26 protein-coding genes are annotated in these 25,259 nt (G+C 60.7%); 17 read left to right on the plus strand and 9 right to left on the minus strand.

Translation table 11 applies throughout. The features are described 5' to 3' along the window. The first annotated feature begins 27 nt into the window (after positions 1–27). From rutA to rutG, 7 genes are read left to right on the plus strand one after another with little or no spacing between them, the layout of a single operon-like run. Complete coding sequence (gene rutA / locus M2416_RS02175) at positions 28–1,119, plus strand: pyrimidine utilization protein A (RefSeq protein WP_128878545.1); 1,092 nt, start codon at positions 28–30, stop codon at positions 1,117–1,119. Then, positions 1,119–1,829 carry a pyrimidine utilization protein B gene (gene rutB / locus M2416_RS02180; RefSeq protein WP_259221836.1) on the plus strand — a complete coding sequence of 237 codons (711 nt, stop codon included), beginning with the start codon at positions 1,119–1,121 and terminating at the stop codon, positions 1,827–1,829. The genes rutA and rutB overlap by 1 nt, the downstream gene beginning before the upstream one ends. Beyond that, on the plus strand, positions 1,822–2,217 hold the full coding sequence (gene rutC / locus M2416_RS02185; RefSeq protein ID WP_041144918.1) for a pyrimidine utilization protein C: 396 nt from the start codon (positions 1,822–1,824) through the stop codon (positions 2,215–2,217). The genes rutB and rutC overlap by 8 nt, the downstream gene beginning before the upstream one ends. Then, a complete protein-coding gene (rutD, locus tag M2416_RS02190) occupies positions 2,214–3,014 on the plus strand; it encodes a pyrimidine utilization protein D (RefSeq protein WP_259221838.1) in 801 nt (266 codons plus the stop codon). Before rutC ends, rutD begins: the two co-directional genes overlap by 4 nt. Continuing rightward, complete coding sequence (locus M2416_RS02195) at positions 3,011–3,601, plus strand: malonic semialdehyde reductase (RefSeq protein WP_041144916.1); 591 nt, start codon at positions 3,011–3,013, stop codon at positions 3,599–3,601. The genes rutD and M2416_RS02195 overlap by 4 nt, the downstream gene beginning before the upstream one ends. Before the next feature lie 9 nt (positions 3,602–3,610). Further along, positions 3,611–4,105, plus strand: a complete 495-nt coding sequence (gene rutF / locus M2416_RS02200; RefSeq protein WP_041144915.1) for an NADH-dependent FMN reductase RutF — start codon at positions 3,611–3,613, stop codon at positions 4,103–4,105. Between the two features lie 21 nt (positions 4,106–4,126). Next, entirely contained in the window at positions 4,127–5,446 is a 1,320-nt protein-coding gene (gene rutG, locus M2416_RS02205) for a pyrimidine utilization transport protein G (RefSeq protein WP_045854790.1), read from the plus strand. Between the two features lie 35 nt (positions 5,447–5,481). Here rutG and M2416_RS02210 read toward each other — a convergent pair whose 3' ends face one another. Together M2416_RS02210 and M2416_RS02215 are read right to left on the minus strand one after the other, a co-directional pair. Continuing rightward, positions 5,482–6,423 (minus strand): DMT family transporter, encoded by a 942-nt coding sequence (locus M2416_RS02210; protein WP_076945158.1) that lies wholly within the window; start codon positions 6,421–6,423, stop codon positions 5,482–5,484. A gap of 173 nt (positions 6,424–6,596) precedes the next feature. Next, positions 6,597–6,770, minus strand: coding sequence for a con-10 family general stress protein (locus M2416_RS02215; RefSeq protein WP_041144912.1), 174 nt, complete (start codon positions 6,768–6,770; stop codon positions 6,597–6,599). Between the two features lie 382 nt (positions 6,771–7,152). Between M2416_RS02215 and wrbA the strand changes: the two genes are divergently transcribed. Next, positions 7,153–7,749, plus strand: coding sequence for an NAD(P)H:quinone oxidoreductase (wrbA, locus tag M2416_RS02220; RefSeq protein ID WP_041144911.1), 597 nt, complete (start codon positions 7,153–7,155; stop codon positions 7,747–7,749). Between the two features lie 20 nt (positions 7,750–7,769). Next, positions 7,770–7,997, plus strand: coding sequence for a YccJ family protein (locus M2416_RS02225; protein ID WP_041144910.1), 228 nt, complete (start codon positions 7,770–7,772; stop codon positions 7,995–7,997). 49 nt (positions 7,998–8,046) lie between these two features. Here the strand turns inward: M2416_RS02225 and agp are convergent, their stop codons facing one another. Both agp and M2416_RS02235 read right to left on the minus strand, forming a co-directional pair. Further along, positions 8,047–9,294 carry a bifunctional glucose-1-phosphatase/inositol phosphatase gene (agp, locus tag M2416_RS02230; protein ID WP_259221844.1) on the minus strand — a complete coding sequence of 416 codons (1,248 nt, stop codon included), beginning with the start codon at positions 9,292–9,294 and terminating at the stop codon, positions 8,047–8,049. Positions 9,295–9,393: 99 nt separating this feature from the next. Then, a complete protein-coding gene (locus M2416_RS02235) occupies positions 9,394–9,753 on the minus strand; it encodes a winged helix-turn-helix transcriptional regulator (protein ID WP_045854785.1) in 360 nt (119 codons plus the stop codon). A gap of 101 nt (positions 9,754–9,854) precedes the next feature. On the opposite strand from M2416_RS02235, the gene M2416_RS02240 reads away from it, so the two are divergent. Further along, positions 9,855–10,604: an SDR family oxidoreductase gene (locus tag M2416_RS02240; protein ID WP_259221845.1), complete on the plus strand. Its 750-nt coding sequence runs from the start codon at positions 9,855–9,857 to the stop codon at positions 10,602–10,604. Between the two features lie 21 nt (positions 10,605–10,625). On the opposite strand, the gene M2416_RS02245 is transcribed toward M2416_RS02240, so the two are convergent. Next, on the minus strand, positions 10,626–10,850 hold the full coding sequence (locus M2416_RS02245) for a hypothetical protein (protein WP_045854783.1): 225 nt from the start codon (positions 10,848–10,850) through the stop codon (positions 10,626–10,628). A gap of 231 nt (positions 10,851–11,081) precedes the next feature. Between M2416_RS02245 and M2416_RS02250 the strand changes: the two genes are divergently transcribed. Beyond that, positions 11,082–11,204: a small membrane protein gene (locus M2416_RS02250; protein ID WP_095096195.1), complete on the plus strand. Its 123-nt coding sequence runs from the start codon at positions 11,082–11,084 to the stop codon at positions 11,202–11,204. A gap of 73 nt (positions 11,205–11,277) precedes the next feature. On the opposite strand, the gene M2416_RS02255 is transcribed toward M2416_RS02250, so the two are convergent. Both M2416_RS02255 and M2416_RS02260 read right to left on the minus strand, forming a co-directional pair. Continuing rightward, positions 11,278–12,669, minus strand: coding sequence for an APC family permease (locus tag M2416_RS02255; protein ID WP_076945155.1), 1,392 nt, complete (start codon positions 12,667–12,669; stop codon positions 11,278–11,280). A 353-nt stretch (positions 12,670–13,022) separates the two neighbouring features. Further along, complete coding sequence (locus tag M2416_RS02260) at positions 13,023–14,444, minus strand: glutamine synthetase family protein (protein WP_123551196.1); 1,422 nt, start codon at positions 14,442–14,444, stop codon at positions 13,023–13,025. Between the two features lie 224 nt (positions 14,445–14,668). Here M2416_RS02260 and puuD point away from each other — a divergent pair, with 224 nt between their 5' ends. The 5 genes from puuD (at position 14,669) to puuE (ending at position 20,392) form a co-directional block, all read left to right on the plus strand. Further along, complete coding sequence (gene puuD / locus M2416_RS02265; RefSeq protein WP_200851418.1) at positions 14,669–15,421, plus strand: gamma-glutamyl-gamma-aminobutyrate hydrolase; 753 nt, start codon at positions 14,669–14,671, stop codon at positions 15,419–15,421. Positions 15,422–15,446: 25 nt separating this feature from the next. Further along, complete coding sequence (gene puuR, locus M2416_RS02270; protein WP_041144904.1) at positions 15,447–16,004, plus strand: HTH-type transcriptional regulator PuuR; 558 nt, start codon at positions 15,447–15,449, stop codon at positions 16,002–16,004. Positions 16,005–16,308: 304 nt separating this feature from the next. Continuing rightward, on the plus strand, positions 16,309–17,796 hold the full coding sequence (gene puuC, locus M2416_RS02275; protein WP_076945151.1) for an aldehyde dehydrogenase PuuC: 1,488 nt from the start codon (positions 16,309–16,311) through the stop codon (positions 17,794–17,796). 2 nt (positions 17,797–17,798) lie between these two features. Then, on the plus strand, positions 17,799–19,079 hold the full coding sequence (locus tag M2416_RS02280; RefSeq protein WP_041144902.1) for an NAD(P)/FAD-dependent oxidoreductase: 1,281 nt from the start codon (positions 17,799–17,801) through the stop codon (positions 19,077–19,079). Positions 19,080–19,126: 47 nt separating this feature from the next. Then, positions 19,127–20,392, plus strand: a complete 1,266-nt coding sequence (gene puuE, locus M2416_RS02285) for a 4-aminobutyrate transaminase (protein WP_259221855.1) — start codon at positions 19,127–19,129, stop codon at positions 20,390–20,392. A 29-nt stretch (positions 20,393–20,421) separates the two neighbouring features. Here puuE and M2416_RS02290 read toward each other — a convergent pair whose 3' ends face one another. Continuing rightward, positions 20,422–21,387 (minus strand): LysR substrate-binding domain-containing protein, encoded by a 966-nt coding sequence (locus tag M2416_RS02290; RefSeq protein ID WP_259221857.1) that lies wholly within the window; start codon positions 21,385–21,387, stop codon positions 20,422–20,424. Positions 21,388–21,469: 82 nt separating this feature from the next. On the opposite strand from M2416_RS02290, the gene M2416_RS02295 reads away from it, so the two are divergent. Beyond that, positions 21,470–22,555, plus strand: coding sequence for a tartrate dehydrogenase (locus tag M2416_RS02295; protein ID WP_259221858.1), 1,086 nt, complete (start codon positions 21,470–21,472; stop codon positions 22,553–22,555). A 114-nt stretch (positions 22,556–22,669) separates the two neighbouring features. Here M2416_RS02295 and ptsP read toward each other — a convergent pair whose 3' ends face one another. After that, complete coding sequence (ptsP, locus tag M2416_RS02300; protein WP_259221860.1) at positions 22,670–25,171, minus strand: phosphoenolpyruvate--protein phosphotransferase; 2,502 nt, start codon at positions 25,169–25,171, stop codon at positions 22,670–22,672. Positions 25,172–25,259 lie beyond the last annotated feature (88 nt).

Raw genomic sequence — 25,259 nt, forward strand, 5'->3', positions numbered from 1 at the left:
TTGTTTAACGACCGCAAAGAGGTGCATATGAAAATTGGTGTCTTCGTTCCGATCGGCAATAACGGCTGGCTCATTTCCACCCATGCCCCGCAGTACATGCCGACGTTTGAGCTGAATAAAGCGATTGTGCAGAAAGCCGAGCACTACAACTTTGACTTCGCGCTGTCGATGATCAAGCTGCGCGGCTTTGGCGGTAAAACCGAATTCTGGGATCACAATCTCGAATCCTTCACCCTGATGGCGGGCCTGGCAGCGGTGACGTCGCGGATCCAGATCTACGCCACCGCCGCCACCCTGACCCTGCCTCCGGCCATCGTCGCCCGGATGGCCTCCACCATCGACTCCATTTCCGGCGGCCGCTTCGGCGTTAACCTGGTCACCGGCTGGCAAAAGCCGGAGTACGAGCAGATGGGGATCTGGCCGGGTGACGACTATTTCGCCAGCCGCTACGACTATCTCAGCGAATATGTCCAGGTGCTGCGCGATCTGTGGGGTACCGGGAAGAGCGACTTTAAGGGCGACCACTTCACGATGAACGACTGCCGCGTCAGCCCGCAGCCGTCGCAGCCGATGAAGGTTATCTGCGCCGGGCAAAGCGATGCCGGCATGGCCTTCTCCGCCCAGTACGCCGACTACAACTTCTGCTTCGGCAAAGGGGTCAACACCCCGGCGGCCTTCGCTCCGACCGCCGCGCGCATGATGCAGGCGGCGGAAAAAACCGGCCGCGACGTCGGCTCGTACGTGCTGTTTATGGTTATCGCCGACGAAACGGATGAAGCCGCCCGCGCGAAATGGGAGCACTACAAGGCCGGCGCCGACGAAGAGGCGCTGGCGTGGCTCACCGAGCAGAGCCAGAAGGATACCCGCTCCGGCAGCGACACCAACGTCCGCCAGATGGCCGACCCCACCTCGGCGGTCAATATCAACATGGGCACCCTCGTCGGCTCCTACGCCAGCGTCGCCCGTATGCTCGATGAAGTCGCCGCGGTCCCCGGTACCGACGGCGTGCTGCTGACCTTTGATGATTTCCTTTCCGGCATTGACGCCTTCGGCGAGCGCATTCAGCCGCTGATGCGCTGCCGCGACCATATTGCCACCGCTACTCGCGAGGTTGCCTGATGATTACCCTTCCCGCTCGCCCGGAACCCTTAACCTTCGCGGCGCAAAACAGCGCGCTGATCGTGGTGGATATGCAAAACGCCTACGCAAGCCAGGGCGGCTATCTCGATCTGGCCGGGTTTGACGTCTCCGCCACCCGACCGGTTATCGACAACATTAACACCGCCGTCGCCGCCGCCCGCGCCGCCGGGATGCTGATTATCTGGTTTCAGAACGGCTGGGACGACCAGTACATGGAGGCCGGCGGCCCCGGCTCGCCCAATTACCATAAATCCAACGCCCTGAAGACCATGCGCCGCCGCCCAGAGCTGCAGGGCAAGCTGCTGGCTAAAGGCGGCTGGGACTACCAGCTGGTCGATGAGCTCAGGCCGCAGCCGGGCGACGTGGTGCTGCCGAAACCGCGCTACAGCGGCTTCTACAACACCCAGTTGGACAGCATTTTGCGCAGCCGCGGCGTTCGCCACCTGGTGTTCACCGGTATCGCCACCAACGTCTGCGTGGAGTCCACCCTGCGCGACGGCTTCTTCCTCGAATATTTCGGCATCGTGCTGGAGGATGCCACCCATCAGGCCGGGCCGGCCTTCGCCCAGCAGGCGGCGCTGTTCAATATTGAGACCTTCTTTGGCTGGGTCAGCGACGTCGCCAGCTTCTGCGATGCCCTGCAGCCCGCCAGCCCCATCCCGTTCCCGGAGGAGAAACGTTATGCCTAAACAGGTCATTATTCCACCCGGCACCACCACGCCGATCGCCCCTTTCGTTCCCGGCACGCTGGCCGATGGCGTGGTGTACGTCTCCGGTACGCTGCCGTTCGATAAGCAAAACAACGTGGTCTATATCGGCGACCCAAAGGCGCAAACCCGTCACGTTCTGGAGACCATCCGCAGCGTTATCGAAACGGCGGGGGGCAGTATGGAGGATGTGACCTTCAACAGCATCTTTATCACCGACTGGAAAAACTACGCCGCGATTAACGAAGTTTACGCCGAGTTCTTCCCCGGCGATAAGCCGGCCCGGTTCTGCATTCAGTGCGGCCTGGTGAAGCCAGAGGCGCTGGTGGAGATCGCCACGGTGGCGCATATCGGGAAGCCGGCGCTATGAAGCTCAATATCGCCCCTGCGCCTTATGCCGGCGCCCCGGTGGTGGTGCTGAGCGCCGGACTGGGCGGAGCCGGCAGCTACTGGACCGCGCAGCGCGCGTCGCTGGCCGAGCAATACCAGCTGGTGACCTATGACCAGAACGGCACCGGCGAAAACGCCGGCCCGCTGCCCGCCGCCTACAGTATGGCAACCATGGCCCAGGAGCTGTGGCAGGCGCTGGAGAAGGCCGGGATCACGCGCTTCGCGCTGGTGGGCCATGCGCTGGGCGGGCTGATCGGCCTGCAGCTGGCGCTCGACAAACCCCGGGCGATCAGCGCCCTGGTGCTGGTTAATGCCTGGCTGACGCTGTCGACCCACACTCGCCGCTGCTTCCAGGTGCGCGAGCGCCTGCTGCATACCGGCGGCGCCCAGGCGTGGGTGGAGGCGCAGCCGCTGTTCCTCTATCCGGCGGAGTGGATGGCCGCGCGCGCGCTGCGCATGGAGGCGGAGGACGCCCTTGCGCTCAGCCATTTTCAGGGTAAGGACAACCTGCTGAAGCGGCTACAGGCGCTGAAGCAGGCCGATTTCTCTCGTCAGGCGGCGGCGGTGACCTGTCCGACCCTGGTGATCAGCGCCCGTGACGATCTACTGGTGCCCGCCTCCTGCTCGCGTTCGCTGCAGGCCGCGATCCCGGGCAGCCAGCTGGTGGAGATGGCCTGGGGCGGCCATGCTTGTAACGTCACCGATACCGCTACCTTTAACCCCATTTTATGCGACGGGCTGGCCGCAATGCTGCCCGCCGGCCAGGAGAGTTTATGAGTGAGAGTATTAGCCAAAGCGCGTGCGACACGCTGTTCAGACACGCCAGAACCCACGGCAGCTGGCTGGATAAGCCGGTGTCCGACGGCCTGCTGGAGGAGATTTACGCGCTGATGAAAATGGGCCCGACCTCGGCCAACTGCTCGCCGGCGCGGATCGTTTTTGTCCGCACCCCGGAAGGCAAAGAGAAGCTGCGCCCGACGCTCTCCAGCGGCAATCTGCAAAAAACCCTCAGCGCGCCGGTCACCGCCATCGTGGCCTGGGACAGCGCCTTTTACGATCGCCTGCCGGCGCTGTTCCCCCACGGCGACGCCCGCAGCTGGTTTACCTCCAGCCCCCAGCACGCCGAGGAGACCGCCTTTCGCAATAGCTCCCTGCAGGCGGCCTATCTCATTTTCGCCTGCCGCGCCCTTGGCCTCGATACCGGGCCGATGTCGGGGTTCGATCGGGAAAAGGTCGACGCGGCCTTCTTTGCCGACGGCGCCTGGAAAAGCAACCTGTTGATTAACATCGGCTATGGCGATGAGACAAAGCTCTACGATCGCCTGCCGCGTCTCTCCTTTGACGACGCCTGCCGGCTGGCATAAGGAGCCTCCATGCCTATTGCGGATAAACAAAGCTTTCGCGACGCCATGGCCCAGGTCGGCGCCGCGGTGAACATCATTACCACCGACGGTCCGGCGGGCCGGGCCGGCTTTACCGCCAGCGCGGTGTGCAGCGTGACCGACGAGCCGCCGACGCTGCTGGTGTGCCTGAACCGCTCCGCCTCGGTGTGGCCGACCTTTAGCCAGCATCAGGCGCTGTGCGTCAATACCCTGGCGGCGGGACAGGAACCGCTCTCCAACCTGTTCGGCGGTAAAACGCCGATGGCGGAGCGCTTCGCCGCCGCGCAATGGCAGCCCGGCGTCACCGGCTGCCCGCGACTGAACGATGCGCTGGTGAGCTTCGACTGCCGCATCAGCCAGGTCGTCAGCGTCGGCAGCCACGACATTCTGTTCTGCGAGGTCGCCGCCATCGTCAAGCATCCGCAGCCGCGCGGGCTGATGTGGTTCGATCGCGGCTATCACACGCTTATGCGCCCAGCCTGTTAACCTTGAACCCGGGATATCATCATGGCACTTTTCGATTTTCCTCGCTGGCAGTTGACCTCCCCCTCCGCCGCTTCCGGCGTGGTGGCTCCCGATGAACGTCTTTCCGTCGGGCAAACCGTGGTTATGGGCGTGCAGCACGCGGTCGCGATGTTCGGCGCCACCGTGCTGATGCCGATACTGATGGGGCTCGACCCCAACCTGTCGATCCTGATGTCGGGCATTGGCACCCTGCTGTTCTTTCTGGTGACCGGCGGCCGGGTGCCAAGCTATCTGGGCTCCAGCGCGGCCTTTGTTGGGGTGGTCATCGCCGTCACCGGCTTTAACGGCCAGGGGCTGAACCCGCACCTGGACGTCGCCCTCGGCGGGATTATCGTCTGCGGCCTGCTCTATACCCTGATTGGCCTGGTGGTGATGAAGGCAGGCACCCGCTGGATTGAGCGCCTGATGCCGCCGGTGGTCACCGGCGCGGTGGTGATGGCGATTGGCCTGAACCTCGCGCCGATTGCGGTGCGCAGCGTTTCAGCGACGCCGTTTGACGGCTGGATGGCGGTGCTGACCGTGCTGTGCATCGGCCTCGTGGCGGTCTTCACCAGCGGCATGCTGCAGCGGCTGCTGATCCTCGTCGGCCTGATTGCGGCCTGCGTGCTCTACGCGCTGCTGGCAAACGGCCTCGGGCTGGGCAAGCCGCTCGACTTTTCTCTGCTGGAACAGGCCGCGTGGTTTGGTCTTCCCCACTTTACCTCCCCGACCTTTAACGGCCAGGCGATGATGCTGATTGCGCCCGTGGCGGTGATTCTGGTTGCTGAAAACCTCGGCCACCTGAAGGCCGTAGCCGGAATGACCGGGCGCAATATGGACCCGTATATGGGCCGGGCGTTCGTCGGCGACGGGCTGGCGACGATGCTTTCCGGCGCCGTCGGCGGCAGCGGCGTCACCACCTATGCGGAGAATATCGGGGTGATGGCGGTCACCAAAGTCTACTCGACGCTGGTGTTCGTTGCCGCCGCGCTGATTGCCGTCCTGCTCGGGTTTTCGCCCAAGTTTGGCGCGCTGATCCACACCATTCCCGGGCCGGTCATCGGCGGGGCCTCGATCGTGGTATTTGGGCTGATTGCGGTGGCCGGGGCGCGGATCTGGGTGCAGAACCGGGTCGACCTGAGTCAGAACGGGAACCTGATTATGGTGGCGGTGACCCTGGTGCTCGGCGCCGGCGATTTTGCCCTCTCGCTGGGCGGCTTCACCCTCGGCGGGATCGGCACCGCGACCTTTGGTGCCATTCTCCTGCACGCTCTGCTTAGCCGCCGCGCGCGGGTAGCAGAAGCGCCTAACGCCACGGTATAAACGGCGCTTTCCCGGTCGCGCCAGGCCGACCGGGATTAGGGATCCGGGCGCTCCGCAAGCTCGGACAGCGCCCCGGCCTCCGCCGGGGCCTCCTGCGTAGCGGAGGCCTTTTTCCGCTTAAGCTTCAGCTCGCTCACCAGAACGCCGGCCAGAATAAAGGCGCAGCCCACCAGCGCCAGCAGCGGTAAGCGCTCGCCGGCAATACGGCCAAAAATCCCCGCCCACACCGGCTCGCCGGTATAAATAAGCGTCGCCCTGGTCGGCGAGACGCTGCGCTGCGCCCAGTTCATGGTGACCTGAATAATGGCGCTGAAAATACCCAGCCCCAGCGCAACGCCCAGCAGCCCCGGCGACATCGCAGGGATCGCTTCCCCTGCCGGCACCATCGCCGCAAACGCCACCAGCGACGCGGTGGCCAGCTGCACCACCGTCACCCGCCGAACGTCCACCTTTCCGGCCCAGGCGCTAATTAAGATAATCTCTGCGGCGATCGCCAGCGCGCTGGCGAGGGTGATCGCTTCGCCGACGCCGAGCGCCAGCAGATTATTTTCCGGCCCGGCCAGCAGGATCAGGCCCGTAAAGGCCAGCACCACGCCCAGGCAGGACATCACTCCCGGCATTTTGCCGAGGCACAGCCACTGCAGCAGCGGCACCAGCGGAACGTACATAGCGGTAATAAAGGCCGACTTGCTGCTGGAGATCGACTGCAGACCCCAGGTTTGCAGGCTGTACCCCAGCGCTATCGAGACGCCAATCGCCACCCCGGCCTTCAGTTCAAGCCACGTCAGCCCGCGCAGGACGCGAAGCGATAGCAGGGCAACCGCCAAAGCCGCGGTCGCGAAACGCACGCCGACAAAAAAGAACGGCCCGCTGAGCGTCACGGCGTACTGTACGGCGAGGAAGGTACCGCCCCAGAACATGGTGATAACGATAAGGATCGCTTCCTGGGGTTTGATGGAGAATTTGAACGAAGACATAGCGCGGCCGGTAGCGAATGATTAGCCGGATAGTGTGCAATTAGCCCGCCGGGAGCGCAACCGTTGGCAATAAAAAAACCGCCGGCAGCTGCCGGCGGCGAGGGCGATGCGCAGGGTACCAGGGAGATTAACCCCGCATCATAAAACGCCCGACCTGCGTCATTGGCGATAAATCAGCTATGACGATTGCCGTGGCTGTTTTTGCCCCCTTTTTTGCCCGCATCCGAGGCGCGCTGGGGATCGTTTTTAAAGTTCCCCCCGCTGTGCTGTCCACCTTTACGACCTGCTTCTGATGCTCTTTCACGATCCTCGGCAAAGTTGCCGGAACCGCCACGATGGTTTGCCATCACTGACCTCCGCTTGGTTAGACATCATGCTGCATTACGCGCAATACGCAGCCGCAGCGTCTGCGGCCTATGGCATGACCATTAGCGTATCGCGTGCTTTTAAGCGTAGTGAATGAAACTCATTCATCCGGCAAATAGTAACATCCTGCAACAGCTTTCGGCGCTGTCGGAATATTCCCGCCCCGCCAGTGCGCTAAGCTACTCTTATGGCAGACGAAAACAGCGCAGCGGAAAATGTATCTTTTTGCGACAAAGGCAATCTTTGCAATTTTGTTATAAATCAAATAAATGATTGTTAGATTTGCACTCTCCGCCAGACGCCTTATCTTTAAAGGTAGCCAGTCGTTTGGCTGGCCTATAACGCAACCGAGGAGTGATGCAAATGGCTAAAATTCTGGTGCTTTATTACTCAATGTATGGACACATCGAAACCATGGCTCATGCCGTCGCCGAAGGGGCGAACAGAGTAGACGGCGTGGAAGTGGTGGTGAAGCGCGTGCCGGAAACTATGCATGCTGAGGCATTTGCCAAAGCAGGCGGGAAAACGCAAAATGCGCCCGTCGCCACGCCGCAGGAGCTGGCAGAGTATGACGCCATCATCTTTGGTACCCCAACCCGTTTCGGCAACATGTCCGGACAGATGCGCACCTTCCTCGATCAGACGGGCGGTCTGTGGGCATCCGGCGCGCTGTACGGCAAGCTGGCCAGCGTATTCAGCTCCACCGGCACCGGCGGCGGACAGGAGCAGACCATTACCTCGACCTGGACCACCCTCGCCCATCACGGGATGGTGATCGTGCCGATTGGCTACGGCGCGCAGGAACTGTTTGACGTCTCGGTGGTGCGCGGCGGTACGCCGTACGGCGCCACCACTATTGCCGGCGGCGACGGCTCTCGCCAGCCGAGCGAGGAAGAGCTGGCGATCGCCCGCTACCAGGGCGAACACGTCGCCGGCCTGGCGGTTAAATTACACGGTTAACCCTTAGCAGGAGGATTTGCATGCCAACTCAAGAAGCAAAAGCTCACCGCGTCGGTGAATGGGCAAGTTTACGCAATACCTCGGTGGAGATCGCCGAAGCGATTTTCGAATTAGCTAAATACGATGAAAAATTAGCGGAAAAAATCTGGGAAGAAGGCAGCGATGAAGTGCTGCCGCTGGCCTTTGCGAAAACCGATAAAGATTCGCTGTTCTGGGGCGAGCAAACCATCGAACGTAAAAACGTATAACCACGACGCAGCAGAATAAAAAAACCCGGATTGCTCCGGGTTTTTTGTTTTATTTTGCCGCCTGGTTCATCACCGTTTTAAAGGTCTCCATCGGGCAGAACCCGTCGGCGTCCACCGGACAGCCGTTCAGCGCCAGGGTCACCCGCTGCGGCGGAGACTGCAGCGTCAGGGCGTCGGCATTGCGCAGCTGCGCGGTGCTTTGATAGACGTACTCAATCTTCATCAGCTCGCGGTTGCTGCCGCTGTCGTGCCAGCGCTGGAAGACAATTTTGCCGCCAATCGGCGTGCGCTCGTTCTGATCGTGCAGCTGATAGGGTTTAAAATCCAGCGCCGTCAGCAGCGAGGCGATATTGGAATCATGCCCCACCAGCAGCGTCACCTTCGCCGCCTGCGCCGCGTCGCCTACCAGCGCCTTGTCGATATACTTCACCAGCGGCTTCGCGACGTTGCGCGCCACTTCCGTTGAGGTAAACAGGCTATCCTGATAGCCGTTTTTCAGCTTCGACAGCACCTGCCACTGCTTATCGGTTTTGATTTCGCCCCACGCCACCTGGTCCTGCGGGAAGCCTTCGTAATACTGCAGGGTGAACGCGTCCACCAGCGAATTACCGACCTTCAGCGGCCCGGAAACGCCCGGCTCCTGCTGATATTTGGCGCTGAAGGTGTCCTTCCCGTCGCTCAGCGAGCACTGCTGCTTCTCTTTGCAGGAGGGCGAATTGCGATAGTCGGTCATCTCTTCGAGCAGCTTATAGCTCTCGGTGAGCTGCATTTTTTGCCGCTCTTTCTCCATGGCCTGCACCGCTTTCTCGCTAAACGCCGCGGAGTCATCGGTGATAACCGGGTTAAAGGTCGGGTCCATGGTGCCCATTTGCGGCTGGTGGTGGACGGTTACGCCGCAGCCGGGAAAGGCGCCGGTGATAAAGAACTGGGCGGTAGCGACGGTGCGCTGCAGGCTATTGGCATAGGCATACACCGCGTTGTCCGGCGGGCACTCGCCGCTGGTCACCAGCTTCTGCTGCGCCAGCCACTCCCGCATATAGTGCCCCATATAGACTTCCAGCACCCCGCCCTTGGTGGTCAGCTGTCCGCCCGGAACGTCCCACTCCGGCCAGGATTTCGGCGTTGACTGCTCCAGCACGCTGCCGTTATTCGCCAGCGGCGCGCGCAGGTTGTGGCGGCTCATGATCAGCACCTGCTGGAGCTGATAGCCCTGCGGGGCCGCCTGATCCTGAGCCTGGACGCCCGCGGACAGTAAAACGCCAGCGGCAATCGCGCCGGCGAGTAGACTTTTTCTCATCCCTTAACCCTCAGTCAGTGATTAGCATCGTCCTGATTGTGACAAATTTATGACATTTTGCCAGACGACAGCGCGCAAACTGAGGCCGCGGGCATTCTTTTATCGTTTAAGCCGATGGCCGTTGTGGTTCATCCACTCCGCCAGCGGCTGCAGCGCTTCGCGCATCGACAGCCCGAGCTCGGTTATCTGGTACTCAACCCGCGGCGGGATCTCCGGATAGACGCGGCGCGACACCAGCCCGCGCTGCTCAAACAGCCGCAGCTGGCGGGTCAGCTCTTTTTGCGTAATCGGGGCGATGGCGCGCAGCAGTTCGCCGAAGCGCAATGGAGCATTCAGCACGATCAGCCGATAGAGCACCGGGATCGCCCACTTCCCGGCGATCAGGTTAACGAAGCTGGTCATCGGGCAGACCGGGGGGACAAAATTATTTTCCGCAGCCTGCGCCGCTGTTTTCGCCATAGCACACCTCTTCCCTCATTAGTATCCAATTGGTACCTGGTACCTTTTGGATACTAATGCTTTTATAGTGGGATTTCCAGTAAGCGAACGGGAGCACCACGATGGGACGTTTAGCAGGAAAACTAGCCTTAATTACCGGAGGAACCAGCGGCATCGGCCTCGCGACGGCGCAGGAGTTTATCGCCGAGGGCGCCCAGGTGGCGGTCACCGGCCGCAGCCCTGAGGCGCTGGAACGGACGCAGGCGCTATTGGGGGATCGGGGATGGGCTATCGCCGCCGATGCGGGCGACGTCGCAGACCAGCGCCGGCTCGCGCAAACTCTTGCCGGCCGCTGGGAGCGCCTCGATGCGGTGTTCATTAACGCCGGCGACGTCAGCCACGCGAATATTGGCGACTGGCGTGAAGAGAGCTGGGATCGGTTGATGAATACCAATCTCAAAGGGCCGTTCTTTCTGCTACAGGCTCTGCTGCCGCTGCTGGCGAACCCGGCGTCGGTGATCCTCTGCGGCTCGGTGAGCGCCCATATTGGCCTGCCGACCAGCAGCGCCTACGCCGCCAGCAAGGCCGGGCTGCTGTCGCTGGCCCGCACCCTGTCGGCGGAGCTGCTGCCGCGCGGCGTTCGCGTGAACGGCCTGAGCCCGGGTCCGGTGCGCACGCCGGCGTTAGATAAGCTCGGCCTCAGCGCGCAGGCGCTTAGCGCCCTGCAGGAGGAGATCAAAAACCTGGTCCCGCTCGGGCGAATGGGCACCCCGCAGGAGCTGGCGAAGGCCGCGCTCTATCTCGCCTCGGACGAGTCCAGCTACGTGGTGGGAAGCGAGCTGCTGGTGGATGGCGGCACGGGAAATCTCTAATCTCCCCGGCGGCGGTAGAGGCTACTCCGGCAGCGGCACCGCCGCCAGGGTGCAGATAGCCTCATGCTCTCCGCCGCGGCGATCGACCATCACCACTTTGTCTCCGGCCTTCTTGCCTTCGCAGGGCTTGAGCACCTGATCGACGATCCGTTCCCGGGTTTGCTGACGTTCGGTCTCTGCCTGTGAAGCAAACGAGACCAGGATAAGTGCCACCCCTGACAGGCTGACGACATGTTTATTACGCATTCAATATTATTCTCAGACAATTCGTACTCGCGTGCAGAGTAGCAGCCTGAAGGCCGCGCGTCTGTAAAATCGCTTAACGGAGTGTTACCCCGCCCGACAAAACAACAGATTTACTCTGCGGCAGTTGTTAGGTTTTACCTATGGAAGAGTCATATTTCAGACATATCCCGATGCTATCTTAGCCGCGTATTTATAGAGTGCATCCTTTTCAACCAGGACCCAGGATTGTGTATGTCCGGTATTATTCTCCTTCTCGCCGCGGTCATTTTGCTGGGGGTTGCGCTTTACAGTCTGGTGTCATACGTCAAAGAGCGTCGCGCCAGCCAGCTGCCTTTTCACAAGAAGAAAAAATAACCCCCGTTCCACGATAGCGACAAAAGAAAAGCAGGCTATGCCTGCTTTTCTTTATTCAGCGTCCACCTTTGCGCTACGACTCCCAGGCCTGCTCCGTCCTGGCGCCGTCAAACTGCGGCGGCGGCTTGCGAAAGCGCCGGGTCAGCCAGGTCAGGTACAGCAGACCGACCGCAGCCCACACCAGTCCCAGCGTCAGGGACGTCGCCTCCAGGTTCACCCATAGCACGCCTACCGTCACCGCGCCAATCAGCGGCAGCAGCAGATAGTGGAAGCGGTCCTTCCAGGTTTTGTTATAGCCCTTGCGCCGCCAGAAGTGGTTGAACACCGACAGGTTGACAAAGGTAAAGGCCACCAGCGCGCCGAAGTTGATCAGCGCCGTGGCGGTGACCAGGTCAAAGAACAGCGCCGACAGGGCGACAATGCCGACCATAATCACGTTCAGCGCCGGCGTCCGCCATTTCGGGTGGATATAGCCGAAAACGCGCTCCGGGAAGACGTTATCACGCCCCATCACGTACAGCAGACGCGAGACGCTGGCGTGCGAAGCCAGCCCCGACGCCAGGGTATTGACGAAGGTGGTGCAGAGGAAAATTGACTGGAACAGCTTGCCGCCAACGTACAGCGCAATCTCCGGCAGCGCCGCGTCGGGGTCCTTAAAGCGGCTGATATCGGGGAAAAAGAGCTGCATAAAGAACGAGGCGGCGATAAAGATAATGCCGCCGTACATGGCGGTGAGGAAAATGGCCTTCGGGATCACCCGCGCGGCGTCCGGAGTCTCCTCCGACAGCGTGGTCACCGCATCAAAGCCGAGAAACGAGAAGCAGACGATCGTCGCCCCGGTGATGATCGGGATCAGATGCGCGTTCTGGCTGATAAACGGCTGCAGCGACCAGACGGTCCCCACGCCTTCACCTTTATGCAGCCCCTGCACCACCAGCACGATAAAGACCACCATGATCGAAATCTGCACCAGCACAAACAGGGTGTTGAAGTTGGCGACCAGGCTCACGCTCTTCAGGTTCGCGGCGGTAAGGATCGCCACAAACGACACCACCCACACCCACGGCGGAACCTCGGGGAACAGGGCGGAAAGATAGATTTTAGCCAGCAGGACGTTGATCATCGGCAGGAACAGATAGTCCAGCAGCGACGACCAGCCGACCATAAAGCCGACGTGGGGGCTGATTGATTTTTGCGCGTAGGTATACGCCGACCCCGCTTCCGGGAACTGACGCACCAGCTTGCCGTAGCTGATGGCGGTAAACAGCACCCCCGCCAGCGCCAGCAGGTAGGAGGCGGGGACGTGGCCGTTGCTGATACCGGAGACAATACCGAAGGTATCAAACACCGTCATCGGCGTCAGGTAGGCGAGGCCCATCATCACCACCTGCCAAAGCTTGAGCGACTTGCGCAGCCGGGGCTTTGCCGCCTCGGCCGGGAGGTTAAGAGAAGTATTAGCAGCCATAGACGCTCTCCCCCAGGCAGGCACGGGTTTGTGGGTACAGCGACCGGGTTACAAACCTGCTTAGCAAGGGGGTTAATCGTAGATAGCTGGGCAAAACGCACCGGCGAACGGCGGCGGGTTCACATTCATAGCGGCCCTCTTGGCCCCCTTCTCCCTGCGGATATTTGAACATCTGCATCATCTCCTACCTCGTCACACACTGTGTCGTTAACTGAAGCCCCGCTGTCGCCTGCGCTCCTTAACGCGACATTCGGGAAACGGCTGGATCCCCAGCAAAATTTTCGGCCAGGCTCCGCTCAGGCCGTATGATGCTACCGATAGTTCTCACCCGTTGGCCCCTTGCGGGGCGGCGATCAGGCGTTTTTCAACATCCAGTCAATCTCTGTTTCGGTGATCAGGCGCTCAAACTGCAGCAGCTCATCATGCTTACAGGCATGGTAAACGTGGCAGAAGCGCTCGCCGAGCAGCGCTCGCAGAGAGTCGTTTTGCATAAACTCCCACAGCGCGTCGCTTTGGCGAATCGGGAACGGCAGCCCTTCCTGCTCGAGGCCGTTGCCCTCCACCTCTTCCTGCAGCGGCAGCGTATTGTTGTCCAGGCCGTGTAAAATCCCGGCGAAGATGGCCGCCATCACCAGATACGGGTTGGCATCCGCTCCCGCCACCCGATACTCAACGCGGTGGTTATGGCGATCGCCGCAGGGAATGCGCAGCGCCACGGTGCGGTTGTTGTGTCCCCACGATGCCTGGGTCGGGACGTACATTCCCGGCTGGAAGCGACGGTACGAGTTCACGTTTGGTGCCAGCAGCGCCATCGACGCCGGCATCAGGTCAATCATTCCGGCCAGCGCGCGCTTGAGCAGCGCGGAGTCTTCGCCCTGCGCGTCCGCCAGCACGTTTTCACCCTTATTGTTCTGCATGCTGATATGGATGTGCATCCCGCTACCGGCGTGCTCTTCATAAGGCTTGGCCATAAAAGTGGCGTGCATCTTATGCTTCTCTGCCATTAAACGCACGAGGCGTTTTAACGCCAGCGCATCATCGCAGGCGTCGAGCACGTTATCGGTGTGGTAAAGGTTGATTTCAAACTGCCCCGGCGAGGCTTCCGCGACCGCGCCGTCGGCCGGGATCAGCTGCAGCTGGGCCAGCTCGTCGATATCATTCAGCACGTCGGCGAAGTGGTTGAGGTTATCCACGGAGTAAACCTGGCTTTGGGTGTTGCGCACGTCGGTGCCCGGCGCGCAGGGCGGCTGGAGATAGCCTTCGGCATCGCGTTTGCGATCGAGTAAATAGAACTCCAGCTCTACCGCTACCACGGGGAACAGCCCGCGCTGGCGCAGCTGCTGCCAGAGGCGGTTAAGTACGTTCCGCGGCTCAACGTCAAAGGGAGCGCCATCTTCATCAATCATGGTCAGCAGCACCTGGCCGACATACTGCGGATCGGCGGCGGAAGGCGTTAAGGTGCCCGGCACCGGGACGCAGGTGCAGTCCGGCTCGCCCATATCCTGGCCAAGGCCCGCCTCTTCAACCACGTTGCCCAAAATATCCATCGCAAAAACCGACGCCGGGAAGTAGCAGCCCTTCTCCAGCTTGCTGAGGCTGGAGACCGGGATGCGCTTGCCGCGGAAGCAGCCGTTCAGGTCGGTTAACAGCACGTCGACGTACTGGGTATCAGGGTAGCGTTCAAGGTAGCGCTTTACTTCAGAAGTAAATGCGCTGCCCCGTCTCTCTTCTGACTGCTGAACAAAATTCTCAACTTCTACGATATTGGTTTCCATCATTCACCGCCGTTGTGTTGGTTTCGGACTTCGGCCTGCTGCCGTTAAATATAATGTCCACCCTTCGAATGTGTATGCAAACAAAATGTTTGTCAAATGTTAAATTAAGTTTGCAAACGGCTATTTGCGCTGCTAGATTGAGAAAATATTGAACGATATGGCCTTTTAACACTCTAAATGGTCATAATTTAGTCCACTTTGTGAGGGCGATCATGGAAAATATAATGTACAAGCCAGTTATTGGCGTCGTGATGTGCAGGAACAGGCTTAAGGGTCACCAGACCCAGACCCTGCAGGAGAAGTACCTGAATGCGATTATTAACGCCGGCGGGCTGCCGATTGCCCTGCCGCACGCCCTGGCCGAACCGGAAATGCTTGCCGCTCTGTTACCCAGGCTGGACGGAATCTACCTGCCAGGCAGCCCCAGCAACGTCCAGCCGCACCTTTATGGTGAAAACGGCGATGAGCCTGACGCCGATCCCGGGCGTGATCTTCTGAGCATGGCATTAATTGCCGCCGCACTCGAAAGGCGCATCCCCATTTTCGCCATCTGCCGTGGGTTGCAGGAACTGGTTGTCGCCACCGGCGGGACTCTGTATCGTCGTCTTTTCGAGCAGCCGGAACTGCTTGAACATCGCGAAGACCCCGAGCTTCCGGTAGAGGAGCAGTACGCTCCCTCTCACGAGGTTCAGGTGCAGGAAGGAGGATTACTTTCTCAGTTAATACCGGGCTGCAACACGTTTTGGGTAAACTCGCTACACGGGCAGGGAGCAAAAACATTAGGCCCACGTCTGCGCGTGGAGGCCCGCTCTTCGGACGGGCTGGCGGAAGCGGTCAGCGTTAACGACCACCCTTTCGCGCTGGGCGTACAGTGGCATCCTGAATGGAACAGTAGCGAATACGCCCTGTCACGTATGTTGTTTGAAGGTTTTATCACCGCCTGTCAGAACCACGTTGCTGAAAAGCAGCGGCTCTGACCACTACAGTTAAGGAAATGCAAATATGAGCGATGACGGACTGGCGCCAGGGAAACGTCTGTCAGCGATCCGGCAACAGCTGGGTCTCTCACAACGTCGTGCCGCCGAACTGTCTGGGTTAACACATAGTGCCATCAGTACCATAGAGCAGGATAAAGTCAGTCCTGCCATCAGCACGCTGCAAAAGCTGCTGAAAGTCTATGGGCTGTCGCTCTCGGAATTCTTTTCTGAACCAGAAAAACCTGATGAACCGCAGGTGGTTATTAATCAGGATGACCTTATCGAAATGGGCAGTCAGGGCGTTTCGATGAAGCTGGTTCACAACGGAAATCCGAACCGTACGCTGGCGATGATTTTTGAAACTTACCAGCCTGGAACCACTACCGGGGAGAGGATCAAACATCAGGGTGAAGAGATAGGCACCGTACTGGAAGGTGAAGTTGTGCTGATTGTTAACGGTCAGTCGTATCACCTGGTTGCCGGGCAAAGCTATGCCATTAATACCGGCATACCGCACAGCTTCAGCAACACTTCGGCCGGTATTTGCCGAATTATCAGTGCCCATACCCCCACCACGTTCTAATTTTAGCCTGAGCAGGTTTCAGGTTTTCTTCAGGCCCGCGCCGGCGGATGAAATATTTCCACCGGCGCGAAGAGTACGCAAATAATCTATTTGCGCAGCGCGGTAATATCACTCTCCGCCGGCCTCAATAAAATGCGCCAATAAATAGCGCTGAACGGTATCTGACTCCGGGGAACATCTGTATCCCAACGCATCGGCTTGCACTCCGGCCGAAGCCGCCCCGCGCTGTCTGAAAATACCGAATATTATTATCCGATTACTTTATGAATACTCTTACCCGCTTATATTATGATGGAGTCTATATATGGATTTTCAGCATCTAAACTACTGGCAGGAAAAAGCAAATAGCCTGCAACCGGAAACCCGTTTATTTATTAATGGTGAATATTGCGCCGCTGCCGATAATAGCACCTTTGAAACCATCGACCCCGCCGCTCAGCAAACGCTGGCCCACGTGGCGCGCGGTAAAAAAGCCGACGTCGAGCTTGCCGTTCAGGCCGCGCGCAGCGTCTTCGATCGCGGCGACTGGTCCCAGGCCTCGCCGGCCCGACGTAAAGCGGTGCTGCATAAATTTGCCGACCTGATGGAATCCCATCGCGAAGAGCTGGCCCTGCTGGAAACCCTCGACACCGGCAAACCGATTCGCCACAGCCTGCGCGATGATATTCCCGGCGCGGCCCGCGCGATCCGCTGGTACGCCGAGGCTATCGATAAAGTCTATGGCGAAGTTGCCCCGACCGGCGTGAACGAGCTGGCGATGATCGTCCGCGAGCCGATTGGCGTCGTCGCCGCGGTGGTGCCGTGGAACTTCCCCCTGCTGCTGGCCTGCTGGAAGCTGGGCCCGGCGCTGGCGGCCGGCAATAGCGTGATCCTTAAGCCGTCAGAAAAATCGCCGCTCAGCGCGCTGCGCCTTGCCGGGCTGGCAAAAGAGGCCGGGCTGCCGGACGGCGTGCTCAACGTCATCAGCGGCTTCGGCCACGAAGCGGGCCAGGCCCTCTCCCTGCACCCGGACGTTGAAGTCATCACCTTTACCGGCTCGACCCGCACCGGCAAGCAGCTGTTAAAAGATGCCGGCGACAGCAATATGAAGCGCGTGTGGCTGGAGGCCGGCGGCAAAAGCGCCAACATCGTCTTCGCCGACTGCCCCGATCTGCAAAAAGCGGTGAACGCTACCGCCGGCGGCATCTTCTATAACCAGGGCCAGGTGTGCATTGCCGGCACCCGCCTGCTAGTGGAAGAGAGCATCGCCGACGAGTTTCTCGCGCGTCTGCAGGAGCAGGCGAGCCTCTGGCAGCCGGGCAATCCGCTCGATCCGAACACCACCATGGGGATGCTTATCGATAACACCCACGCCGATAGCGTTCACAGCTTTATTCGCGCCGGAGAGAGCAAAAGCACCCTGCTGCTCGACGGGCGCAAAAACCCGTGGCCGGCGGCCATTGGGCCAACCATTTTTGTCGACGTCGATCCCGCCTCGACCATCAGCCGGGAAGAGATCTTCGGCCCGGTGCTGGTGGTGACCCGCTTCAAAACGGAAGAACAGGCGCTGCAGCTGGCCAACGACAGCCGCTACGGCCTCGGCGCCGCGGTGTGGACCCGCGATCTCTCCCGCGCCCACCGCCTGAGCCGCCGCCTGAAGGCCGGCTCGGTCTTCGTCAACAACTATAACGATGGTGATATGACCGTACCTTTCGGCGGCTACAAGCAGAGCGGAAACGGACGCGATAAATCCCTGCATGCGCTGGAAAAATTCACCGAACTGAAAACCATCTGGATTGCTCTGGAGTCCTAATCATGACCGAACATACCACCAGCTATTACGCCGCCAGCGCCAACGCCTATGAGCCGTTCCCGACGCTGGATGAATCCATCAGCTGCGACGTCTGCGTCGTCGGCGGCGGCTATACCGGCCTCTCCTCGGCCCTGCATCTTGCGGAGATGGGCTATGACGTGGTGCTGCTGGAAGGCGCGCGCATCGGCTTCGGCGCCAGCGGCCGCAACGGCGGCCAGCTGGTTAACTCCTACAGCCGCGATATCGACGTGATTGAACGCACCTACGGCCCGGATGCGGCAAAGATGCTGGGCAGCATGATGTTTGAGGGCGGGGATATTATCCGCGAGCGCATCAAGCGCTATCAGATTGCCTGCGACTACCGCCCTGGCGGCCTGTTTGTGGCGATGAACCCTAAGCAGATGGAGACGCTGGAAGAGCAAAAAGAGAACTGGGAGCGCTACGGCAATAGCCAACTGGAGCTGCTGGACGCCAACGCTATCCGTCGCGAAGTTAACAGCGATCGCTACACCGGCGCGCTGCTCGACCGCAGCGGTGGCCATATTCATCCCCTGAATCTGGCTATTGGCGAAGCGGATGCCATCCGCCTCAACGGCGGCCGGGTGTACGAGCAGTCGCCGGTCACGCAGATTCAGCACACCAGCCCGGCGGTGGTCAGCACCGCCCGCGGCCAGGTCACCGCGCGCTACGTTATCGTCGCCGGTAACGCCTATCTCGGCGATAAGGTCGAGCCGGAGCTGGCGAAGCGCAGCATGCCCTGCGGCACCCAGGTGGTCACCACCGAGCCGCTCTCTGATGAGGTCGCGCGTTCGCTGATCCCGCAGAACTACTGCGTGGAGGACTGCAACTACCTGCTGGATTACTACCGCTTAACCGGCGATAACCGCCTGCTCTACGGCGGCGGCGTGGTCTACGGCGCCCGCGATCCGGACGACGTCGAGCGCCTGATTATGCCCAAGCTGCTGAAAACCTTCCCCCAGCTGAAGGGCGTGAAGATCGACTATCGCTGGACCGGCAACTTCCTGCTGACCCTGTCGCGGATGCCGCAGTTCGGCCGTCTCGATAAGAACATTTACTACATGCAGGGCTACAGCGGTCACGGCGTGACCTGTACGCACCTCGCCGGCAGGCTGATTTCCGAGCTGCTGCGCGGCGACGCCGAGCGCTTCGACGCCTTTGCCAAACTGCCGCACTACCCGTTCCCGGGCGGGCGCAGCCTGCGCATTCCGTTCACCGCAATGGGCGCCGCCTACTACAGCCTGCGCGATCGCCTCGGGGTGTAAGCCTCCGCGCCGGTCAACATCATTAATTTTGCTAAAAGGTGTTAAACATGAGCAACAGCGAATTTCATCAGCGTCGTCTTGCAGCGACCCCGCGCGGCGTGGGCGTGATGTGCAACTTCTTTGCCCAATCGGCGCAAAACGCCACCCTGATCGACGTCGAAGGTCGGGATTACATCGACTTTGCCGCCGGGATCGCCGTGCTGAATACCGGGCATCGCCATCCGGAACTGGTCGCCGCCGTGCAGCAGCAGCTGCAGCAGTTTACCCATACCGCCTACCAGATTGTGCCCTACGAGAGCTACGTGGCGCTGGCCGAGAAGCTTAACGAGCTGGCGCCGGTGCGGGGCCCGGCCAAAACCGCCTTCTTTTCTACCGGCGCCGAAGCGGTAGAAAACGCGATTAAAATTGCCCGCGCCCATACCGGACGCCCCGGCGTTATCGCCTTTAGCGGCGGCTTCCACGGCCGCACCTACATGACGATGGCGCTGACCGGTAAAGTGGCGCCCTATAAACTGGGCTTCGGGCCGTTCCCCGGCTCCGTCTACCACGTCCCCTATCCGTCGGCCCTGCACGGCATCACCACCCAGGACGCGCTAACCGCCATCGAACGCCTGTTCAAGGCCGATATTGAAGCCAAACAGGTGGCGGCGATTATTTTTGAACCGGTACAGGGCGAAGGCGGCTTTAACGTCGCGCCGAAAGAGCTGGTCGCCGCCGTTCGCCGCCTGTGCGACGAGCACGGCATCGTGATGATTGCCGATGAGGTGCAGAGCGGCTTTGCCCGCACCGGTAAGCTGTTCGCCATGGATCGCTATGCCGATAAGCCGGACCTGATGACCATGGCAAAGAGCCTGGCAGGCGGCATGCCGCTCTCCGGAGTGGTCGGCAACGCGCAGATTATGGACGCCCCGGCGCCGGGCGGATTAGGCGGCACCTATGCCGGTAACCCGCTGGCGGTGGCCGCCGCCCACGCGGTGCTTAATATCATTGATAAAGAGGGGCTGTGCGCCCGCGCCACCGCCCTCGGCGAGCGCCTGACGGCAAGCCTGGAAGAGGCAAAGGCCTGGTGTCCGGGGCTGGCGGAGGTACGCGGCGTGGGTTCGATGATTGCCGCCGAGTTCGTTGACCCGGCAAGCGGCGAGCCTGCGCCGGCGCTGGCGCAGGCGATCCAGCGCCGGGCGCTGGAGCAGGGCCTGCTGCTGCTGACCTGCGGCCAGTACGGCAACGTGATCCGCTTCCTCTATCCGCTGACCATCCCGGACGCGCAGTTCGCCAGCGCGCTGGCTATTTTGCACAACGTGACCCGCCCGTAGCGCCCTCGGCCGGCGGCCTGCGCCGCCGGCTATTTCGCCTCGTCGCTGACCATGCGCTGCTGCGGATCTTGCCGGGGATAGTGCTGCTGAAAATAGTGGCGCAAAAACTCCACGGTTGCGCGAATTTTAGCTGAGGTCGCCAGCCGCGACACGTATACCGCCCAGACGTTGGCGGGCTGGTAATAGTCCGGCAGCACGTGAACCAGATGGCCGCTGGCGATATTTTCATTCACATCCCACCGGGAGCGTAAAGCGATCCCCTGCCCGTCAAGGCACCACTGATGGACAATTTCGCCGTGGTTCGACGACAGCGGACCGGTGACCTTAATCGCCCTTTCCCCCTCTTTACCCTGCAGCTGCCACACGCCGAAGGGCCGATCGCGCTCTTTAATCACCAGGCACGGCAGGGCCGCCAGATCGCTAAGCTGTTTAGGCTGCGGATAGCGCGCCAGAAAGCCCGGCGAGGCGCAGAGAATGCGCTGATTGCTCGCCAGCTTGCGGGCAATCAGGTTCGGGGCAATATCGTCCCCGACGCGAATATCTAAATCCACCCCTTCGCTGACCAGATCCACCAGCCGGTCCTCAACATCGAAGCGCAGTTCCAGCTGGGGATACTCCCGGGCCAGCGCCGACAGCGCGGGCGCCACCACCCGCCGGCCGAAACCGAAGCTGCTGATAATCCGTAGCGTCCCCTGCGGGACCTGACGGACGTCGGAGAGTTCGTCCATCATCTGATCCACATCCTGCAAAATGCGCTGCGCCCATTCGTAGATGCGCTCGCCCTCTTCGGTAATGGCGACGCGCCGGGTGGTGCGATGCAAAAGCACCACGTTCAGGGCCTGCTCAAGCAGGGCGATCCGCTTGCTGACGTAGGCCGGTGAGACGCCCAGCTCTTCGGCGGCGGCGGCAAAACCGGCGCGGCGGGCGACCAGCATAAACACGCGGAGATCGTTAAGCAGCGGCAGATTATTCATAAAGTGTGTTTTATGTTTCACCAGTTGGCATGATTAATTATGAACCAGTCAATTATAGGATAGAGGGGAAGTCAATTTCGCAGGCCAACAAATGAGACCCCGTATGAAGAAAACCTGGCGCATTGCCGCCATTCCCGGCGACGGTATTGGTAAAGAAGTTCTGCCCGAAGGTATTCGCGTCTTACAGGCCGCGGCCGAGCGCTGGGACCTGGCGCTCAGCTTTGAGCAGATTGACTGGGCGAGCTGCGACTACTATGCCCGCCACGGCAAAATGATGCCGGACGACTGGCATGCTCAGCTCAATGAATTCGACGCCATCTATTTCGGCGCCGTCGGCTGGCCCGACGCCGTGCCGGACCACGTCTCCCTGTGGGGATCGCTGCTGAAGTTTCGCCGCGAGTTCGATCAGTACGTCAACCTGCGCCCGGTGCGCCTGTTCGCCGGCGTCCCCTGCCCGCTGGCGGGGAAAAAGGCCGGTGATATCGACTTCTACGTGGTGCGTGAGAATACCGAAGGCGAGTATTCCTCCCTCGGCGGACGCGTGAATCCGGGCACCGAGCACGAGGTGGTGATTCAGGAGTCGGTGTTCACCCGTCGCGGCGTCGACCGCATCCTGCGCTACGCCTTTGAGCTGGCGCAGAGTCGGCCGCGTAAAACCCTGACCTCGGCGACCAAGTCCAACGGTCTGGCCATCAGCATGCCTTACTGGGACGAGCGGGTTGAGGCGATGGCTGAGCACTACCCGGAGATCCGCTGGGACAAGCAGCATATCGATATTCTCTGCGCCCGCTTCGTGCTGCAGCCCGAACGCTTTGACGTGGTGGTGGCCTCGAACCTGTTCGGCGATATTCTCTCCGATCTCGGCCCGGCCTGTACCGGCACCATCGGTATCGCCCCTTCGGCAAACCTCAACCCCGAGCGCACCTTCCCGTCGCTGTTTGAACCGGTCCACGGCTCGGCGCCGGATATTTACGGCAAAAATATCGCCAACCCGATAGCGACCATCTGGGCCGGGGCGATGATGCTTGATTTCCTCGGCGCCGGCGACGCGCGCTACGACGCGGCGCACAGCGGCATTCTGGCAGCCATCGAGCAGGTGATTGCCAGCGGGCCAAAAACGCCGGATATGCAGGGCACGGCCTCAACTCAGCAGGTCAGCGAGGCGATTTGTCAGGCCATTCTGCGCTGAGGGCCGCAGAGCAAATAGAGGCCGCGTCGCTGACGCGGCCTGACTCTCGAAGACGCCGGGCTCGGGTATCTGCTTTTTCCGCGCCCTATTCAGGTCCGCAGAGTCCGCAGCGCTTTACAGTTCGAGTTCGCGGTGTAGCAGTTCAGCAATAGCGTCGCTGCTCTGTGCCATCACCAGCGAGTTTCTGAACGCTTCATGCATAATGCGCCGCGCCAAACGGGAGAAAATGCGCATATGCTGGTCGCCGGCGGCGTGCTTATTCAGCGTCAGCATAATGACAAACTGCACCTCGTCGTCGCCCCACGCCACCGGCTGAGCCAGGCGGGCAACGCTGATGGTCGATTGTTCGATATGTTCCGACTTGCTGTGCGGAATGGCGAAACTGAAGCCCAGCCCGGTGGAGAACACGGCCTCCCGCGCCCAGAGATCGGCCTCCAGCTTGCGCGGATACCGGCAGCGGCCCGCCAGCAGAAGGTTGTCAGTCATGCCTTTGATCACCTCCTCTTTGCTGCGCCAGTCGCTGTTCAGGGTGATGCACTGGCTGGCGATCAGCGGGGCATCCTGCTGGGTCATACGGAACTGGGCCAGCAGATGCTCCACCTCCAGCGAGGTTCGGCACCGCATCGCCTGGTTCAGCAGCTGGCGACACGCCCGGCTGTCGAGCTGCGCCAGGCGCGATTTCGCGGCCGGAATTGACGGCGAGCTCATGCTCAGCTCATCCACTCCGAGGCCGACCAGCAGCGGCAAAACGGAGCCCTTCGCGCCCAGCTCGCCGCAAAGACCGATCCACTTACCCTGGCGATGCACGGCCTGAACCGCGTAGTCCAGCGCGCGTAAAAAAGCGGGGTTGAGGCTGTTATAGTGACGCGTCACTTTCGCGTTATCGCGGTCTACCGCCAGCAAATATTGCGTCAGGTCATTACTCCCGATACTAAAGAAATCGACCTCTTCGCAGCACTGATCGATGATGAACATCACCGACGGCACTTCCAGCATGATGCCGAGCGGGATCTTCTCATCAAACGGGATATGTTCATCGCGCAGCGATTGCCTGGCTTCCGCCAGCCGATCTTTCACCCACAGAATCTCCTCCATCGACGAAATCATCGGGATCATGATTTTCAGCGAACCGTGCGCGGAGGCGCGCAGAATGGCCCTGAGCTGGGTATGAAACAGCGCCTGATACTCTTCATAAATCCGCACCGCACGGTAGCCGAGGAACGGATTGTTTTCAGCCGGAATATTCAGATAGGGCACCGGCTTATCGCCACCGATATCCATCGTGCGGATGATAATGCTGCGCCCAGCGGCCGGCTCCTGCGCCTGGCAGAAAATATTATAGAGCTCGGACTCGGACGGCGCGCCGGGCCGGTCCATATACAGCATTTCAGTGCGGAACAAACCTACCGACTGCGCCCCGTTATTGAATGCCGCAGCGGCTTCAACGGAGTGCGCGATATTTGCCGCCACCTCCAGACGCAGGCCGTCCTGGGTCTGCCCTTCCTTGTCCAGCCACGCCTGCTGCTGGCTATGCACCTGCGCCTGAACCCAGGCCTCCTGCTGATAATAGCGCGCGACCGCCTCATCGGGATTGACCACCACCAGCCCGGCGTTGCCGTCGATATGCACCGCCTGGCCGACCCAGGGGAGCAGCGCGTCCATATCAACGCCAACCAGCGTAGGAATATTAAACGAGCGCGCCAGAATCACGGTATGCGAGGTGGTCCCGCCGCTGCGCAGCAGCAGGCCTTTGAGCAGGGTCTTGTCCAGTTCAAGAAACTGGCCGGGCGTTAGCTCTTCTGCCAGACAAACAGAGGCCGCGTTCAGCTGTCCCGGCGCCGAAAAACGGGCCTCGCCGTAGATATGCTGCAGCAGCTGAAAGCAGATATCGCGGACGTCGAGCACCCTTTCCTGCAGGTAGCTATTCGCGGATTCGCTAAACCGGGAGCAAAAGTGCTCGCCGCTGGCGACAACCGCCTGTGCGCAACTCAATCCGTCAAGCAGCCCGTCGAGCAGATGCTGGCGCAAGGAAGCATCGGTCGCCAGAGAACGATGCGCTTCAAGGATGGCGCCGGCGGTACCGTCGTTGTCCAGCAGGCGGAGTTCGATATTCCTCACCAGGAGCAGCAATCCCTTATCCAGCAGCGCCTGCTCCTCTTCGATACTGCCGGCAGCGGGCAGCGGCCCGAGATCGCTAAGCGCAAGGGACTTCAGATGACTGAGCCTGCCTCCCGCACTCCCTCCGCAGACGGACTGACCGCGAAATAGCGTCGGGTTCAGGCGGGAAAGCGATTCAGGAACCGGCTGCACATCCACGCTGTTCACTCTTGCCAGCGGCGTATCGCAGTGCGGAAACTCCTCCACAATAAACGTCGACAGCGCGGCAAACGCCTGCTGCTCGTCATCGCCGCTGATGATTAGCTGACACTCATCCCCCTTAATCGTATCGCTACCGATGATGGCCAGCGCGCTTTTCGCATTCCCGCGCCTTCCGCTGCGCGTATTCAGCCAGTCAACGGTGGACGAAAAGGTATTACAGCGCGTTTCGACCAGACTGGCCGGGCGGGCATGAACGCCATTCGACAAATCGCATATGAATTTAATGACCTGAGCCATCGCCTCTCTCCTGAGCAATACGTTAGTTACCCAAAAGGTAAAGAAAGAACCCCGACGGCACTACGCGAAATAACTCTTAATTACTGGA

Source organism: Klebsiella sp. BIGb0132 (assembly GCF_024810075.1).
In the GTDB taxonomy this organism is placed as follows: domain Bacteria; phylum Pseudomonadota; class Gammaproteobacteria; order Enterobacterales; family Enterobacteriaceae; genus Klebsiella; species Klebsiella terrigena.

Excerpts from the sequence above, each read along its gene's own strand:
- M2416_RS02255 (WP_076945155.1), bottom strand. The coding sequence starts at position 12,669 with ATGGCTGCTAATACTTCTCTTAACCTCCCGGCCGAGGCGGCAAAGCCC.
- puuD (WP_200851418.1), top strand. The coding sequence starts at position 14,669 with ATGTACAAGCCAGTTATTGGCGTCGTGATGTGCAGGAACAGGCTTAAG.
- puuC (WP_076945151.1), top strand. The coding sequence starts at position 16,309 with ATGGATTTTCAGCATCTAAACTACTGGCAGGAAAAAGCAAATAGCCTG.
- puuR (WP_041144904.1), top strand. The coding sequence starts at position 15,447 with ATGAGCGATGACGGACTGGCGCCAGGGAAACGTCTGTCAGCGATCCGG.
- wrbA (WP_041144911.1), top strand. The coding sequence starts at position 7,153 with ATGGCTAAAATTCTGGTGCTTTATTACTCAATGTATGGACACATCGAA.
- M2416_RS02240 (WP_259221845.1), top strand. The coding sequence starts at position 9,855 with ATGGGACGTTTAGCAGGAAAACTAGCCTTAATTACCGGAGGAACCAGC.
- rutB (WP_259221836.1), top strand. The coding sequence starts at position 1,119 with ATGATTACCCTTCCCGCTCGCCCGGAACCCTTAACCTTCGCGGCGCAA.
- M2416_RS02280 (WP_041144902.1), top strand. The coding sequence starts at position 17,799 with ATGACCGAACATACCACCAGCTATTACGCCGCCAGCGCCAACGCCTAT.
- rutG (WP_045854790.1), top strand. The coding sequence starts at position 4,127 with ATGGCACTTTTCGATTTTCCTCGCTGGCAGTTGACCTCCCCCTCCGCC.
- M2416_RS02195 (WP_041144916.1), top strand. The coding sequence starts at position 3,011 with ATGAGTGAGAGTATTAGCCAAAGCGCGTGCGACACGCTGTTCAGACAC.
- rutF (WP_041144915.1), top strand. The coding sequence starts at position 3,611 with ATGCCTATTGCGGATAAACAAAGCTTTCGCGACGCCATGGCCCAGGTC.
- M2416_RS02260 (WP_123551196.1), bottom strand. The coding sequence starts at position 14,444 with ATGGAAACCAATATCGTAGAAGTTGAGAATTTTGTTCAGCAGTCAGAA.
- M2416_RS02245 (WP_045854783.1), bottom strand. The coding sequence starts at position 10,850 with ATGCGTAATAAACATGTCGTCAGCCTGTCAGGGGTGGCACTTATCCTG.
- M2416_RS02210 (WP_076945158.1), bottom strand. The coding sequence starts at position 6,423 with ATGTCTTCGTTCAAATTCTCCATCAAACCCCAGGAAGCGATCCTTATC.
- rutD (WP_259221838.1), top strand. The coding sequence starts at position 2,214 with ATGAAGCTCAATATCGCCCCTGCGCCTTATGCCGGCGCCCCGGTGGTG.
- rutC (WP_041144918.1), top strand. The coding sequence starts at position 1,822 with ATGCCTAAACAGGTCATTATTCCACCCGGCACCACCACGCCGATCGCC.
- agp (WP_259221844.1), bottom strand. The coding sequence starts at position 9,294 with ATGAGAAAAAGTCTACTCGCCGGCGCGATTGCCGCTGGCGTTTTACTG.
- rutA (WP_128878545.1), top strand. The coding sequence starts at position 28 with ATGAAAATTGGTGTCTTCGTTCCGATCGGCAATAACGGCTGGCTCATT.
- puuE (WP_259221855.1), top strand. The coding sequence starts at position 19,127 with ATGAGCAACAGCGAATTTCATCAGCGTCGTCTTGCAGCGACCCCGCGC.
- ptsP (WP_259221860.1), bottom strand. The coding sequence starts at position 25,171 with ATGGCTCAGGTCATTAAATTCATATGCGATTTGTCGAATGGCGTTCAT.
- M2416_RS02250 (WP_095096195.1), top strand. The coding sequence starts at position 11,082 with ATGTCCGGTATTATTCTCCTTCTCGCCGCGGTCATTTTGCTGGGGGTT.
- M2416_RS02295 (WP_259221858.1), top strand. The coding sequence starts at position 21,470 with ATGAAGAAAACCTGGCGCATTGCCGCCATTCCCGGCGACGGTATTGGT.
- M2416_RS02215 (WP_041144912.1), bottom strand. The coding sequence starts at position 6,770 with ATGGCAAACCATCGTGGCGGTTCCGGCAACTTTGCCGAGGATCGTGAA.
- M2416_RS02225 (WP_041144910.1), top strand. The coding sequence starts at position 7,770 with ATGCCAACTCAAGAAGCAAAAGCTCACCGCGTCGGTGAATGGGCAAGT.
- M2416_RS02235 (WP_045854785.1), bottom strand. The coding sequence starts at position 9,753 with ATGGCGAAAACAGCGGCGCAGGCTGCGGAAAATAATTTTGTCCCCCCG.